General features: G+C 64.4%; 18 protein-coding genes. 7 read left to right on the forward strand and 11 right to left on the reverse strand.

Going from position 1 to position 14,318, the window contains the following annotated elements:
- The 5 genes from B2V17_RS11155 to dksA all read right to left on the reverse strand — a co-directional run.
- On the reverse strand, positions 1-539 hold a 539-nt coding region (locus tag B2V17_RS11155; protein WP_292997647.1), incomplete at its 3' end, for a response regulator transcription factor.
- 342 nt (positions 540-881) lie between these two features.
- Entirely contained in the window at positions 882-1,295 is a 414-nt protein-coding gene (locus tag B2V17_RS11160; protein WP_292997649.1) for a DUF4112 domain-containing protein, read from the reverse strand.
- A 42-nt stretch (positions 1,296-1,337) separates the two neighbouring features.
- The gene (locus B2V17_RS11165) at positions 1,338-2,804 is read right to left on the reverse strand and encodes an ABC transporter substrate-binding protein (protein WP_292997651.1); all 1,467 of its coding nucleotides are present in this window, start codon (positions 2,802-2,804) and stop codon (positions 1,338-1,340) included.
- Positions 2,805-2,864: 60 nt separating this feature from the next.
- Entirely contained in the window at positions 2,865-3,224 is a 360-nt protein-coding gene (locus B2V17_RS11170; protein WP_292997653.1) for a PilZ domain-containing protein, read from the reverse strand.
- 143 nt (positions 3,225-3,367) lie between these two features.
- Positions 3,368-3,826 carry an RNA polymerase-binding protein DksA gene (gene dksA / locus B2V17_RS11175; RefSeq protein ID WP_292997655.1) on the reverse strand — a complete coding sequence of 153 codons (459 nt, stop codon included), beginning with the start codon at positions 3,824-3,826 and terminating at the stop codon, positions 3,368-3,370.
- A 270-nt stretch (positions 3,827-4,096) separates the two neighbouring features.
- On the opposite strand from dksA, the gene B2V17_RS11180 reads away from it, so the two are divergent.
- Positions 4,097-4,450: a hypothetical protein gene (locus B2V17_RS11180; protein ID WP_414690802.1), complete on the forward strand. Its 354-nt coding sequence runs from the start codon at positions 4,097-4,099 to the stop codon at positions 4,448-4,450.
- Here the strand turns inward: B2V17_RS11180 and B2V17_RS11185 are convergent.
- The 5 genes from B2V17_RS11185 to B2V17_RS11205 are packed head-to-tail and all read right to left on the reverse strand — an operon-like array spanning position 4,447 to position 7,636.
- Entirely contained in the window at positions 4,447-5,571 is a 1,125-nt protein-coding gene (locus B2V17_RS11185) for a GNAT family N-acetyltransferase (RefSeq protein ID WP_292997657.1), read from the reverse strand. The genes B2V17_RS11180 and B2V17_RS11185 overlap by 4 nt on opposite strands.
- The gene (locus tag B2V17_RS11190; protein WP_292997659.1) at positions 5,568-6,338 is read right to left on the reverse strand and encodes a glycerophosphodiester phosphodiesterase family protein; all 771 of its coding nucleotides are present in this window, start codon (positions 6,336-6,338) and stop codon (positions 5,568-5,570) included. The genes B2V17_RS11185 and B2V17_RS11190 overlap by 4 nt, the downstream gene beginning before the upstream one ends.
- Complete coding sequence (locus B2V17_RS11195) at positions 6,319-6,780, reverse strand: RidA family protein (RefSeq protein WP_292997661.1); 462 nt, start codon at positions 6,778-6,780, stop codon at positions 6,319-6,321. The genes B2V17_RS11190 and B2V17_RS11195 overlap by 20 nt, the downstream gene beginning before the upstream one ends.
- 11 nt (positions 6,781-6,791) lie before the next feature.
- The gene (locus tag B2V17_RS11200) at positions 6,792-7,406 is read right to left on the reverse strand and encodes an HAD family hydrolase (protein WP_292997663.1); all 615 of its coding nucleotides are present in this window, start codon (positions 7,404-7,406) and stop codon (positions 6,792-6,794) included.
- Positions 7,406-7,636, reverse strand: coding sequence for a DUF3572 domain-containing protein (locus tag B2V17_RS11205; protein ID WP_324475624.1), 231 nt, complete (start codon positions 7,634-7,636; stop codon positions 7,406-7,408). Before B2V17_RS11205 ends, B2V17_RS11200 begins: the two co-directional genes overlap by 1 nt.
- A 74-nt stretch (positions 7,637-7,710) precedes the next feature.
- Between B2V17_RS11205 and B2V17_RS11210 the strand changes: the two genes are divergently transcribed.
- The gene (locus B2V17_RS11210; protein WP_292997665.1) at positions 7,711-8,085 is read left to right on the forward strand and encodes a response regulator; all 375 of its coding nucleotides are present in this window, start codon (positions 7,711-7,713) and stop codon (positions 8,083-8,085) included.
- On the opposite strand, the gene B2V17_RS11215 is transcribed toward B2V17_RS11210, so the two are convergent.
- A complete protein-coding gene (locus B2V17_RS11215; RefSeq protein WP_292997667.1) occupies positions 8,045-8,983 on the reverse strand; it encodes a homocysteine S-methyltransferase family protein in 939 nt (312 codons plus the stop codon). The genes B2V17_RS11210 and B2V17_RS11215 overlap by 41 nt on opposite strands.
- Positions 8,984-9,257: 274 nt before the next feature.
- On the opposite strand from B2V17_RS11215, the gene B2V17_RS11220 reads away from it, so the two are divergent.
- From B2V17_RS11220 to B2V17_RS11240, 5 genes are all read left to right on the forward strand, one after another.
- The gene (locus tag B2V17_RS11220; RefSeq protein ID WP_292997669.1) at positions 9,258-9,497 is read left to right on the forward strand and encodes an acyl carrier protein; all 240 of its coding nucleotides are present in this window, start codon (positions 9,258-9,260) and stop codon (positions 9,495-9,497) included.
- Between the two features lie 162 nt (positions 9,498-9,659).
- Positions 9,660-10,862: a serine palmitoyltransferase gene (gene spt / locus B2V17_RS11225; protein WP_292997671.1), complete on the forward strand. Its 1,203-nt coding sequence runs from the start codon at positions 9,660-9,662 to the stop codon at positions 10,860-10,862.
- Between the two features lie 73 nt (positions 10,863-10,935).
- Positions 10,936-11,682: an SGNH/GDSL hydrolase family protein gene (locus B2V17_RS11230; RefSeq protein ID WP_292997673.1), complete on the forward strand. Its 747-nt coding sequence runs from the start codon at positions 10,936-10,938 to the stop codon at positions 11,680-11,682.
- Positions 11,679-12,440, forward strand: a complete 762-nt coding sequence (locus B2V17_RS11235) for an SDR family NAD(P)-dependent oxidoreductase (RefSeq protein WP_292997675.1) — start codon at positions 11,679-11,681, stop codon at positions 12,438-12,440. Before B2V17_RS11230 ends, B2V17_RS11235 begins: the two co-directional genes overlap by 4 nt.
- Positions 12,441-12,705: 265 nt before the next feature.
- Positions 12,706-14,289 (forward strand): winged helix-turn-helix domain-containing tetratricopeptide repeat protein, encoded by a 1,584-nt coding sequence (locus B2V17_RS11240; protein ID WP_292997677.1) that lies wholly within the window; start codon positions 12,706-12,708, stop codon positions 14,287-14,289.
- The last annotated feature ends 29 nt before the right edge of the window (positions 14,290-14,318 follow it).

A 14,318-nucleotide genomic window follows, 5' to 3' on the forward strand; every position in this document is an offset into this window, starting at 1 on the left:
CCATAAAGGTGGTTGAGGAACATTTCCTTGGTCAGCGTGGTGCCCTTGCGCAGCGAAAGCAGCTCGAGCATCGCATATTCCTTGCCGGTCAAGTGGACCCGGGCGCCATCGACTTCGACCGTCTTGGCATCAAGATTAACCGCCAGCTTGCCGGTGCGGATGACCGACTGCGAATGGCCCTTTGAACGGCGCACAACCGCGTGAATGCGGGCGACCAGTTCGTCGCGGTGGAACGGCTTGGTGACGTAATCGTCGGCGCCGAAGCCGAACGAGCGGACCTTCGAATCCATTTCCGAAATGCCCGAAAGGATCAGAACCGGGGTCTGGACCTTGGCGACGCGCAGCTTCTTGAGCACATCGTAGCCATGCATGTCCGGCAGGTTGAGATCGAGCAGAATGATATCGTAGTCATACAGCTTGCCGAGGTCCAAGCCCTCTTCGCCGAGATCGGTCGAATAGACATTGAAGCCTTCGGTGGTCAGCATCAGTTCGATAGCCCGGGCCGTGGTCGGCTCGTCCTCGATCAACAATACGCGCATGGGTTGGTCCCCTTCTCGCCCCGTTTTCGCGACCAACAACCCTTCGGTAAGGGATGTTGAGCGCCATTAACCATATGACCAATGAAAGAGAAAGGTTAATTTCTCGTAAACGGCTGGATTCCGGCGAGTCGCAAGGAGGGGATAAACCAGGTTAAGCGTTCTCCTTGCCAGGCTCGGTCCGTTCGCGGCTTTGCTTGCGGTCGATCAGCTCGGTCTGAACTTTGGTCTTGGGGTCCAGCAGCGATGCCATGAACAGGCCAATGCCCACCAAGACGCTGCCACCAGAATTGCGCTTTGGCCGCTTTGGCGGTTTTCCCTTCAGCCGGGCCAAAGGCATCCGCTTCAACCCTCCAACACGCGGGTCTTGGGGTGATGCTTGTCGAGGTGCTTCTTGATGATCTTCAGATTGCGGGTGTTCGAGCGGTAGAGGAAGTCGAACAGGTCCCCGGCCAACGGCACTGCCCCGACCAGCGTGTCGAACCCGACATTGCCGGCCATCCGCCAGAGCTGCCACTTCGGCATGCCGAGGTTGCGCGCTTCCCATACCATATAGAGCCCGAGCACGGCGGCGATTGCGTCGCCGGCCACCGGGATCAGCCCCAACAGCGCGTCGAGCCCGACCTTGCGGTTCAGGCCCGGTAGGTGGATCATCCCCTCAAGCAATTGCTCAAGCGACTCGATCCGGCGGCGTACCGAGAGCGGATCGGTGCCCAGCGGCAGTTCGGCGCTCATCCGCCGCAGGTTACCATCGACCATTCCAGCGACCCTTTGCCAGACCGGACCAGCTGCCGGCCGCTTCTATTTGGGGAGCATCGCCAGCGACATCAAGGGATGTACCGCAAGCCGGTTGGGCTCGAACCCGGAAACCGAACCGCTTACCAGCGACCAGCGGATCGGCACCCCTAGCGGAATATAGCCGTTGGCGACGGTGATCTGCGCTTCGGCCTGCGAAACCAGTTCGGCCCGCTTGGCCGGATCCGCTTCCATCAGCGCTTCCGCTACCAGCTTGTCAGCCGCCGGACTGCAACCTGCCGGCTGGCTGGCGCAGGACAGGCGGTTGAAGAACCAGAAGGCGCTGCCATAGCTGGCAACCGCATCGACCAGCCTGAGATCGGCATCGGCATCGATCCCGACGCGCAGCGTTTCGATCCCGATCAGCTTGAGGTCTTGCTGAAGCCGCACGAACAGCGCGTCGGCCCCGGGTCCGCTGGGCAAACCGATCCGCAGTTGTACCGACCGTCCGCCTTGCTTCCATTCTGCCACCCGCGAACTGGCAAGCGCGCGGCGCTCCTCAAGGCTGCGGCCGGACCAGCGCTCACCGATCGTGCCATTGTCTTCGGCCAGGCCCGGGTTGACCACGCGGGTGGTGGTAACCCAGCCGGCCAGGTTGACCGCACCGACCAGAGCCTGCCGGTCGATCGCCATGGCCACCGCCTCCCGGTTCTCGGTTTTCCCAAGGAAGCCATCCTCATGAACCGTGGCCAGTCCGAACAGGCCGCCGACCGGATCGAGCCGGATCGCACCGCGCGCCACACCCATGGCATCGAGCCGGGGGAAATCGGCGAGCGTGCCGCCCAGCACCAGATCGACATCGCCGGTGTTGAATTTCTCGATTGCGGTCTTGGCCGGGAGCGAGACGAGTTCAAGCCGCCGGGCGCGGTTGGTCCAGCGTTCATCCTGCGGCATGCCGCGATCCAACGGTGGGATCGGCCGGAGCAGCGCGCTGTCCTTCTCGCGCCGCAGCCGCATCGGCCCGGCCCCGCGGTTGCGGTTGGTCAGGCCCAGTTCGGGCTGGGCCAAAACTTGCAGCAGTTCGGGCTGGCGGCTCGACAAGCGGATCTCGATCACTCGGCCGGCCATAGCGCGTACCTCGGCGATCACGCCCAGATCCTGGCCAAGCGCGGTGCCGCGCTGCGCGGCCATTGCTCGGGCCAGGGCCAGGCGAGCGCTTTCACCGCTAATCTCACTGCCATCCGGCCAGGTCCCGTCGCGCAAACGGAAAATGAAGCTCAGCCCGTCGTCGGTTACGATCCAGCGATCGGCGAGCGCCGGAACCACGCGGCCCTGTTCGTCAAAGCCGACCAGTCCTTCGATAGTCGCGCCGCGCATCAATTGTGCTGCCAGCGGGAGTCGCGGTCCGGGCATGAAAGCCCCCGCCGACGGTCCGATCACCGCCACTTCGACCGGGCGATCATCGTCACCGAAGCAGCCGCTGAGCGCCAGGGCCAGCGGAACTAAGGCAAGACTTTTGCGGCGCAGTACCATTGCGCGGCCAGTCCTATCCGAATTTTGCTGAGCCGCACAGGTGCCTTGCACCTGTATGGACTAGATCTTGCGCAGTTCGCCAAGCTCTTGCTGGGAAAGTGGCGGGCGGACATAGCGCGGTGTGCGATCGCCTTCGTCAAGCGGAGCGCGGACCACCCGGGGGTCGATCTCTTCGCGGAAGGCGATCCCGCAGCGGCTGTCCTGGACCCAGGCCACCGCTCCTTCGGTCCAGCCGAGGTTGCGCAGGTTGATGAACACCATCTGGCCGCGTTGAATGCGCTGGACGCCGTCGCCCATCAGGCCGCCGGCCGAAAGGTTGCGCACGCGAATGCGTTGCTCGCCCTCGACCCCGTCGATCCGAAGATCGGCCATGACGAACAGGCTGTCCCGTCCGATTTGCCGATGATCGCTATCGCTCATGCCCACGCCTCATGTTTCCAGTTCAGGTCCAAATCGTCCCAGACAAGGAGCCCATAGGGACTCCAATCTCGCCGAATTTAGAACAGGACTGGCAAAAAAGCGGTTAACGCGCCAGCAACACCAAGACTTTGACGGCAAGCCCTTCAATCATCCCGGGAAATTTTCTCACGGCGCTCATGCGCTTCCTGGGCTTCAACCGTCATGGTTGCGATCGGGCGGGCCGAGAGCCGCCCCAGACCGATCGGCTCACCAGTCACTTCGCAATAGCCGTATTCGCCCTCCTCGATTCGCCGCAGCGCCGAATCGATCTTGGTGATCAGCTTGCGCTGCCGGTCACGGGTGCGCAGTTCGATGCCCCAGTCGGTTTCGCTTGAAGCGCGGTCATTGAGGTCGGGTTCGCGGATCGGCCCATCCTGCAGCGACTGCAAGGTATCTTGCGCCGCAGAAAGGATCAGTTTCTTCCATTCGAGCAATAGTCTGCGGTAATAATCGAGCTGCGCTTCGCCCATGTAGGGTTCGTTTTCGCTGGGAGCATAGTTTTCCCCAAGCGCCCGCTTGGCTTTGGCCAGAACGTCGATTTCGTCGCCGAGAACACTCGCCATAAACTCTCCAAATGTCACCGGCCGGGTTGGCGGGTTCCTGCAGCCCCGGGCATTCCCGACAGCCGCCCGTAGCCGGTTCGAGCGCGCCTATAGAGGTCCGCAGAATCCCGCACAAGCGGCAATCGGGGGGCGCATTATTATGGGCCGGATTAGGCTCTGCTGAACGCCTGCGGACAAATCTTCGCGGCCGTTAACCTTTTGTTGACCATGATCCGTAACTTTGGGGGTGCAAGGCGGACCACGAAACCCGCCACAAGGGGGTACGTTGAGATGAGCACAGCCTGGATCGATAACTCGCCAATTTCCGGTACTTATGCCGGTGCCGCAATGCCGGCCGATGAGAGCCGTGAGGACCTGCTGGTCGCCAGCTGCCTCGCCGCCGCTGCCCAGGGCGATACCAGTGCCTACTACGATCTGGGGGTCGCCTACTCGACCGGCAGCCACGGCGTGGACTGCGACCTGATCGAGGCGCACAAGTGGTTCAACCTGGCCGCCGTTGCCGGCCATGCCGAAGCCGCGATGTGCCGCGCCGATATCAGCGACGAAATGACCGCCCGCGAAGTGGCCGAAGCACAGCGCCGCGCGCGCGAATGGCTCGGCGCTTCCACCCGCCGCGCAGCCTAACCTTCCTTCCTGAACGGGGTGCGCGCGGCCAGGTAGTTCTGGTCCATCGCCACCCCTGCCCGTTCCCGCTCGAGGAACTCCTCGACCGCGCTGCGGAAACCGGGATGGGCGATCCAGTGGGCCGACCAGGTCTGCACCGGTTCATAGCCGCGAGCGAGCTTGTGCCCGCCTTGCGCCCCGGCCTCGACCCGCTTCAGGCCGCGCGCGATCGCCACGTCGATCGCCTGATAATAGCACAGCTCGAAGTGCAGGAACGGCCGCTCGATCAGCGCGCCCCAATAGCGGCCATAGAGCGCGTCCGGCCCGGCAAAGTTCAGCGCCCCGGCCACCGCCTGCCCGTCGAGGTAGGCGAGGATCAGCACCACGCTGTCCCCCATCCGCTCCCCGAACAGGGTGAAGGCCTCACGCGTCAGGTAGGGGTGGCCCCACTTGCGCGCGCCGGTATCCTGATAGAATTCCCAGAACGCGTCCCATTCCGCCGCACCGATTTCGGCGCCGGTCAGCACGCGGATCTCCACCCCTTGCTGTGCCGCGGCGCGTTCCTTGCGGATGTCCTTGCGCTTGCGCGATGACAGCGCAGCCAGAAACTCCTCGAAATCGGCATAGCCGCGGTTTTCCCAGTGGAACTGGATGTCATTGCGGATCAGCCAACCGGCCCGCTCGAACAGCGGCACCTGTTCGGGCGCAACGAAGGTCGCATGGGCCGAAGACAGGCCATTCTCTGCACAGACCTGTTCGGCAGCGCGCAACAGCGGCAAGGCCAGCGCGTGATCGGCCAACAGCAGGCGCGGGCCCGTGGCCGGGGTGAACGGCGCGGCGATTTGCAGCTTGGGGTAATAGCTGCCGCCGGCGCGATGCCAGGCATCGGCCCAGGCATGGTCGAAGACATATTCGCCCTGGCTGTGGCTCTTGAGGTAGGCCGGCAAAGCTGCGGCCAGCCGTCCCCCGGTATCCGCGATCACGATCGGGGCGGCCGACCAGCCGGTTCCGGAGCCGACCGAACCCGAATCCTCCAGCGCGGTCAGGAACGCGTGGCTCATGAAGGGATTGCCGCCAGCCAGCGCGTCCCACTCAGCCGCGGGAAGCGATCCGACCGATGGAGCAACCCGAGCCTCGATCACGCGACGCCGCCACCCTCCGCAATCGGTGCGTCGGCGTGTTCTGCCGCCCGCTCGCGGTGTTCGGCCGAGCGCACGGTCCAGGTCAGCACCGGCAGCCCGCGCTTGCGCTGCGCGGCGGCAAACCGGCTCGGCAGATCGCGGATGTCATAGGCAAGGAAATCGGGCCTCGCCGCCCACAGCGAGAGGCGGCGGCGGATCCGCCCGGGCAGCGCCTTGTCATTCTCTTCGGTGACCACCAACCCGCGCACGGTAAGCGGCGAGCGATCGGCGAACCAGCGCACCACCCGCGGGTCAAAGCTCATGATCGCATGCTGCCCGGTATAGCCTTCCAGCACCCGCCGCGCCGCTTGGCACAGCGCCCCGGCGTGGCGGAAGCTGCCCCGGCGGGACTTGATCTCGATCAGGATCGGCACCCGCCCGGCGACTTCCTCCAGCATCCGCCGCAAGGTCGGGATCCGGTCATGGCCGCCGCTCAGTTCAATCCGCGCCAGTTCCTCGCTGCCGCGCTGGGCGAGCGGGCCGCTCTCGGCGGTCAGCCGGTCGAGCTCCCAATCGTGGAACACCATCGCCTGCCCGTCAGCGGAACGCTGGACATCGCATTCGATCCCCATTCCCCGCTCGATCGCGCCGCGAAAGGCCGAGAGCGAATTTTCCGGAATGCCGGGCAGATGTAGCCCGCGATGGGCATAGGCCTGCCCGCCCAGCCAGGCCACTTTCTCAGGTTTGGGCGCAGGGGCCCGCCACTTGTCAAGCAGGGCGAACGGCAACGATCGCGTCCACTTCCACCGCCACGCCCAGGGGCAGGCTGGGCACGCCGACCGCGCTGCGGGCGTGCTTGCCGGCCTCGCCGAACACCGCGACCATCAGTTCGGAAGCGCCGTTGGCAACCTTGGGCTGGTCGGTAAAGTCGGCCGTCGAATTGATGAAGGCCCCCAGCTTGACCACCCGCTCGACCCGCTCGAGCGAGCCGAGCGCGGCCTTGAGCTGGGCCAGGATCATCAGCCCGCAGCCCTGCGCCGCCTCGATCCCCCGCTCCAGCGTCACGTCCTCGCCCAGCCGGCCTTTCAGCAGCACGCCATCGACGAACGAGACTTGCCCCGAAACGTAGGCAAGCCCTCCGGCGATCACGACCGGGACATAGGCCGCGACCGGCGCGGCTGGCTCGGGAAGGATGATGCCGAGTTCGGCCAGACGTGTTTCGATGCTCATGGGGACAATCCTTACAGGCGCGAGAGCAGCCACGGCAAGGCATGCTCCCAGGTATCGATCCGGGCGTGGGCGTGGCCGGCCTCAAACCCGCATGTGATGTGCGGAGCCAGCGTCGGCTCACCACATAGGTGAAGGCGATCAATGTGAGGAACCATTTCGGCTGCCGAACCGTGATGCTGGGCCAGATCGTCGATAAACACCGCCTTCGACGGCTGGTACTTGTCGAGGATCGCCTGCAGCGCCGGACCCTTGGGCCCCTGGTTGGTGAACACCGGCAGGTCGATCCCGTGGGCCAGAAGCTGCTGACGCCGCGGCTCGTTGTGGCGGTCGGTCAGATTGGTCAGGATCACCACGTCGGCATGATCCTTCAGCGTGTTGATCGCCCCGACCGCCCCGGCAATCGGGGTCTGGCGGTGCATCTCGTTGTCGAAGAACATGCCAAGATAACGCCAGATATCTTCCGCCGGGACCGGATCGCCCGTCACCTTGTCGCGGATCGCCTTGGAGAAATCGTTGCCGATCAGCTTGAACGAGACCGGCTGGGTCTCGTCCAGCCATTCGCCGAAGGGCACGATCATGTGCAGCAGCACCTCGTCGCAATCGCTGATGATCAGCGGCCTTGCCATTACAGTTTCTCCCTTGCGGCCATCAGCTGGGCCGGTTCCACTTGCAGATGCGCCGCCGCCGCGACCAGATCGGGTTCATACTGCCCCAGAAAATCCAGCACCGCGCCCAACACCGCCGGATCGCCCAGCCCGCCGCGCAGCGCCTCGGGCGTCAGCCCGGTCAGCGCGAGCAGGCGCCCGGCCCGGTCCCCGTCGCCCAGCACCCAGCCGAGCGCGCCCAGCGCCAGCACGGCCGGATCGGGAGCGGGGGATGAAGGTTCGCGCAGAATTGTCAGGGACTCCGGCAGCGGCTAGGGCTGCGCTCATGGCAAAGCGCATCCTTGTTGTCGAGGACAACGACCTCAACCGCAAGCTGTTCTGCGACGTTCTGAAGGCCCATGGCTATGCTGTGGAGCCCTGCGCCGACGGCCAGTTCGCGCTTGATGCGGCACGGTCCTTCGTCCCCAACCTGATCATCATGGATATCCAGCTGCCCAACGTCTCGGGCCTCGACCTGATCGAGGCGGCCAAGAAGGACGCGACGCTGCGCACGATCCCGGTGCTGGCCGTCACCGCCTATGCCGGCAAGGGCGACGAGGAACGTATCCGTGACGCCGGGGCCGAAGGCTATCTGGCCAAGCCGGTCTCGATCGGGCCGTTCATGGCCGCAGTGAAGGGGCTGGTGGAGCGGGTGAGCTAGAAGGCGGCAGCAGCCCAGCCGCGATTTCGGCAATGTGCTCAGGCCCGATTCCGCAGCAACCGCCAATGATGCTGGCACCGGCATCCAACCACTTGCGCGCCCAAGCCAGATATCCTGGCGGATCGAGATCGGCGCGCAGAGGCAGTAAGTCCTCGTTGGCCGCAGCCTCCTCCTTTTGCGGAGGGAAAGCGTTTGCATAGACGCCTACAGCGAGATTAACGCCAGCCGCCACTATGGCTGCGCGAGCTTGTTGCACGGCAGAGGCCATTACTTCGGGCTGGCTGCAGTTGAAAAGCAATGCATCCGCCCTGCCGGCAATCGCCACGGCAGTGGCCTTTTCAATCGATTCACCCGATCGCAAACGGGGAGCCGTGCGATGCGCATCGGCATCATCGCGCAGGGTGAACGAATACCAGCGTGGGCGCGCGTCATCACCGAGTGCCAGCGCGACCGCTTGCGCTTCGGACGTGGCCGACAGTGTTTCGGCCAACCACAAATCAACATAGGGGGAAAGGCCGCAAATCAACGGGGCTAGCTGACCGACGGCACGATCCGGATCAAACAAGTCAGGCCGGTAAGAACCGAACAACGGTGGCAGGCTGCCGGCGACTCTCACACCGGAACTTTGCTCAGCAACCTCGCGCGCCAATCTGCCAGCCAACGCGGCCAGCGCCTGGCCCTGAGCGGCGAACCGCGCTTCGCCGATGTGAAATGGGACCAATGCATAACTGTTGGTGGTTATGATCTTTGCGCCCGCCGCCACAAATGACTGGTGCGCCCGAGTGACCGCTTCGGGTGCCTCGATCAGCGCCAGCGCCGACCATTCGGGTTGACGAAACGGCGCGCCGCTGCGTTGAAGTTCGCGGCCCATTCCGCCATCGAGGATCGTCAAGTTCATCGCGTGCTCCGCAGCTTCAGGCCCAGGGTTTGATCTGACCGAACGTGCAAGCAGAGGCAAGCCCGGTGACGGCAGTGTCGATCTCTTTCAATATTACGATTTAAAATCAATGTCCTGGCTAGACATTGTGCGCGAAGGTTAGCCGATGATAAATGCGTGTTGGCACGAAGTGCCGGCCGGGCGGCGCTCCATGCTTGACATTTCGCACCGCCCGCCGCTTTTCCGCCCCAATCTTCGGCAATTGCGCCGCAAACCAATTCGGGAGCAAATCACAATGGACCGCGCCGCAACTGCCGCCAAGATCGGCGATCTGATCGCCCCCTTCAACAAGAAGGGCACCGAACTGACCGATGCCACCACCTTTGCCGGCGATCTTGAGTTCGACAGCCTGACGGTGATGGATTTCGTCGCGGCGATCGAGGATGAGTTCGACATCATCATCAGCATGAATCAGCAGGCCGAGATCGAGAATTACGGCCAGCTGATCGATGCCGTGGTGAAGCTGCAGGGGTGATGGTGCTGGAATGATATTCCCCCTCCCCGGCGGGGAGGGGGAACGAGACTTGGCAGCTCGCTGCCTAGTCGCAGTGGGGTGGGTTTAGAAACTATCGTGGAACCCCCACCCCAACCCCTCCCCGCCGGGGAGGGGCTAACAAAGCAAACAATGGTGGCTGGCATGACCGACCTCTTTTCGAAATTCGACCCGCTGATCGAACAGCGCCGTGCGCTGCTTTCGACCGGGCTGACCGATCCGTTCAACCTGGTGATGGAAAAGGTCGTCTCGCCGACCGAGGCGATCTGCAACGGGCGCAAGACGATCCTGCTCGGCACCTACAACTACATGGGGATGACCTTCGATCCCGATGTGATCGAGGCGGGCAAGCAGGCGCTGGACGATTTCGGCAGCGGCACCACCGGGAGCCGGGTGCTCAACGGCACCTATGCCGGGCACCGGCTGGTCGAAGAGGCGCTCAAGGAATTCTACGCGATGGACCATGCCATGGTCTTTTCGACCGGGTATCAGGCCAATCTCGGGATCATCAGCACGATCGCCGGCAAGGGCGATTACGTCGTGCTCGATATCGACAGCCACGCCAGCATCTGGGACGGCTGCAAGATGGGCGACGCCGAAGTGGTGCCATTCAAGCACAACGATATCGAGGCGATGGAGAAGCGCCTCAAGCGGATCCCCGAAGGGGCCGGCAAGCTGGTGATCCTCGAAGGGGTCTATTCAATGCTGGGCGACATCGCTCCGCTCAAGGAAATGATCCGCATTGCCAAGGAAAACGGCGCGATGGTGCTGGTGGATGAGGCGCATTCGATGGGCTTCATCGGCCCCAACGGGCGCGGCGTGGCCGAGGATCAGGGCGTGCTCGATCAGGTCGATTTCGTGATCGGAACCTTCTCCAAGTCGGTTGGCACGGTCGGCGGCTTCTGCGTTTCGAACCATCCCAAGTTCGAAATCATGCGGCTGGTCTGCCGTCCCTATGTGTTCACCGCCAGCCTGCCGCCGAGCGTTGTCCACACCGCCGCCACCTCGATCCGCAAGCTGATGCATGCCGGCAACAAACGCGCGCATTTGTGGGAAAATTCCAAGGTGCTTCACCAGGGCCTACGCGATGCCGGATTCAAACTGGGCACGGAGACCCCGCAAAGCGCGATCATCGCGGTGATCATGCCCGATCTGGAGCGCGGGGCGGCGATGTGGGAAGCGCTGCTGCACGAAGGGCTTTACGTCAATCTGGCGCGTCCCCCGGCCACTCCGGCCGGCATGACCTTGCTGCGCTGCTCGCTCTGCGCGGAACACACAGCCGAGCAGGTCCAGACGATCATCGGCATGTTCAAGCGCGCCGCCGCTGCGGTCGGGATCCTTGACTAGGTGGTGGTTCGCCGCGCTCGCGCTGGCCGGATCCGGACCGGCGCTGGCCGACCAGCCGGGAGAGACTAGGCCCGTGAACAGTTACCCCGCCCCCGGGATGATGGAACAGAGCTGCCCGGCCAGCCGCGACGGGCTGTGGGCGCTCGATCCCAAGGTGCTGCAGAACGACTGGGCCTGGCTGTGCCGCTATCGCGCCGAGAATGCGCAGGTCGATCCCGCGAACCCGCCCGAAGTGGTGTTCATGGGCGATTCGATCACCGAGAACTGGCTGCGCGGCGATCCCTCGCTGTTCGCCAAGGGCTGGCTCAACCGCGGGATTTCGGGCCAGACCAGCCCGCAGATGCTGGTCCGCTTCTGGCCCGACGTGATCGCGCTAAAGCCCGATGTGGTCCACATCATGGCCGGAACCAACGACCTCGCCGGCAATACCGGGCCGACCACGCCCGAGGCGTACAAGAACAATGTCCGCGCAATGGTCCAGCTGGCCAAGGCCCATGGCATCGTCGTGGTGCTGGGCAGCATTCCGCCAGCCGACCGGTTCGAATGGGCCACCCAGCACAAGCCCGCGCCGTGGATCGCCCAGTTCAATGCCTGGCTGAAGGCCTATGCGGCCGAGCAGGGCATGGTCTATGCCGATTACTTCACTGTGCTGGCCGGACCCAGCGGCGAACTGCGGCCCGAATTCGGCCCCGACGGGGTCCACCCCAACGCCGCCGGCTATGCCGCGATGCGCAGTGTAGCGGATGTCGCCTTCGCCGATGCTTTCGCCAAGGTCGCTGCCGCCCATGCCGAAGAAACCGGGCGGGCGAAACGCAAATGAGCGCCCGGCTGGCCGGCAAGCGCGCGGTGATCACCGGGGCCGCGCAAGGGATCGGCAAGGCGATCGCCGAGGCCTTCGCAGCCGAGGGTGCCGAACTGCTGCTGGCAGATATTGACGCGGCGCGGCTGGCGGAAACTACCGCTGAACTCGGGCAGGAAGGCCTGGTGATCGATGTCGCCCGCAAGGCCGAAATCGAACGGTTGTTCGGACGCGTGGCGGAGCGCTGGGGCGGGCTCGACATTCTGGTCAACAATGCCGGGGTGACTCACGCCGCCGAGCTGGACGACCTGACCGAGGAAGACTTCGACCGGGTCATGGCGATCAACCTCAAGTCGGCGCTCTGGGCGACACAGGCGGCAGCGCGGCTGATGGGCGCAGGCAGCGCGGTGGTGAACATGAGCTCGGTCAATGCCGTGCTCGGCATTCCCAACCAGATTCCCTACGCTTTATCCAAAGGCGCCATGAAGCAGCTCACCAATGTAACCGCATTGGCACTTTCAACCAAAGGTATACGGGTCAATGCGATCGGTCCCGGCTCGATCATGACCGACATGCTGCGCGGGATCATGAACGATCGGGCCGCCGAGGAGCGGATCCTCAGCCGCACCCCGATGGGCCGCTGCGGCGAACCGGCGGAAGTGGCAGCGGTGGCGGTGTTCCTGGCCAGCAGCGAAAGCAGCTATATCACCGGCCAGACGATCTATCCCGATGGTGGGCGGATGGGGCTGAACTACACGGTGCCGGTGCGGCTCGGCTAGCGGCTTGGGTCCAAGAAAAAACCGCCGATGCCGGGCGCGGCATCGGCGGTGCTGCAGGATAGCACCGCCCGATGGGTCGCAAGCCGGACGGTGCCTCCCTGACGCATGAACGGCAGGAAGTCATTGGCTTTATGGTCGGATCGGCGCCCTCACGACAGGCCATCGACCCGATGATTTTCCGATGATCGCCGTTCAAATTGCGCGCTTGCCCGTTGCTTGCAACCGGCAAACAGGCAATAGATCGGATCGTCAGGGAGGACACCCATTGCCGGACGGGCAGCAAGATCAGGCCGAACGACTGCTCGATCCGATCGATCTGTCTGCCGCACCCGCGTTTACGATCGGCGGACTGACAATCGAGCCCGCGATCCGGCTGCTGACCTATGCCAATGGCGAGACGGAGACGCTCGAACCGCGCGTCATGGAAGTACTGATCGCGCTTCACCGCGCCCAAGGCAGGGTGATGAGCCGGGCCGATCTGACCCAGGCCTGCTGGCGCGGCAATGTCGTTGGCGAGGACGCAATCCAGCGGGTGATCCAGCGCCTGCGCAAGGTTGCCGACAAGGCCGAAGACTTCCGGATCGAGACGATTACCCGCGGCGGCTATCGCTTGCTCGAATCCAGTGAGGCAGAACTTGGCCACCGCGGTGACGCGCCGAGCCTTGCCGTCCTGCCCTTTACCAACCGTTCCGGCCTGCCCGAAGACGAAGGGTTGGCGCTGGGCCTGGGCGAAGACCTGATCGATGCCCTGGCGCAGGGCGTCAACGTGCGGGTGCTGGCCAGTTCTGCCACCGCGCGGTTTCGCGGGCGACCACTGGCCGACATCCCGGGTGCCGGACGGCGCCTGGGCGTGCGCTATTTCCTGGAAGGCAACATCCGCCGGGTGGGTGACGGACTGCGGGTGACTGCCCAACTGATCGAAGCGGCCAGCAGCGAGATCGTCTGGTCCCGCCGGTTCGAGCGCCACGCCGACGAGCTTGCCGCGCTGGAGAGCGAGCTGGTCTCCGATGTGGCCGCAGCCCTGGGAGCGACGATCTACAAGCTGGAGATGGACCGCGCACTGCGCAAGCCGGCCCATCTGACCGCCTGGGAATGCACGGCGCGGGCCATGGCCGCGATCCGTGATTACGGCGCCGAACCGCTGACCCGGGCCATCACCGAATCGCTCAAGGCGATCGAGATCGCGCCCAATTATGGTCTGGCGCGGGCGATCTATGCCTTGACGGTATCGGGGGCCTACCTGTCGGTACAACTGCCCGACCCGGCGGTTGAGGAGGATATCCAGCAACAGATCGAGCGGGGCTTCAAGCTCGATCCCGACAATGCCGGGGTGCTGGCCGCGATCGCCGCTGCAAGCGCCTATATCGGCCGCCCTCGGGACGGCTTGCCGCGGGCCTTGCGGGCCATCCAGCTGCGTCCTGGCCACGGGCTGGCGCATTATGCCGCTGCCGTCTGCCGTCTGCTGAGCGGCGAGGAAGCGATCGGCATTGCCCACTGCGATGACTTTCTGGTGGTCGAGCCGGAATCGCACCTGCACTACATCACCCATGCCTGGCGCGGGATCGCCAATGCCCGCTGCGGCGAGAATGCTGCCGCCCGGGCCGCCTTTGGTGAAAGCCTGGCGCTGTTCCCGGGCAACTTCATTGCCTTGCTGGTGCTGACCGGGATCGCGCATGGCGAAGGCGAGCAAGAGAAAGCGCGCGGCCATTTGTCCTTTGCCCGCAAGCTTGAGCCGGAGGTCACCTTGGCGCTGTCAGAAGCCCGGATCGCCCGCTTCTTCAACGGCTCGCCCCGACTGGATAGCATGCTTTGGTCGATCCGCGCGGTCTGGGCCGAAATCTCGGCCTGAGCCGCCCGGCTTGCCAAGCAGTCGCGGGC

The organism is Novosphingobium sp. UBA6272, assembly GCF_002440635.1.
GTDB lineage: Bacteria > Pseudomonadota > Alphaproteobacteria > Sphingomonadales > Sphingomonadaceae > Novosphingobium.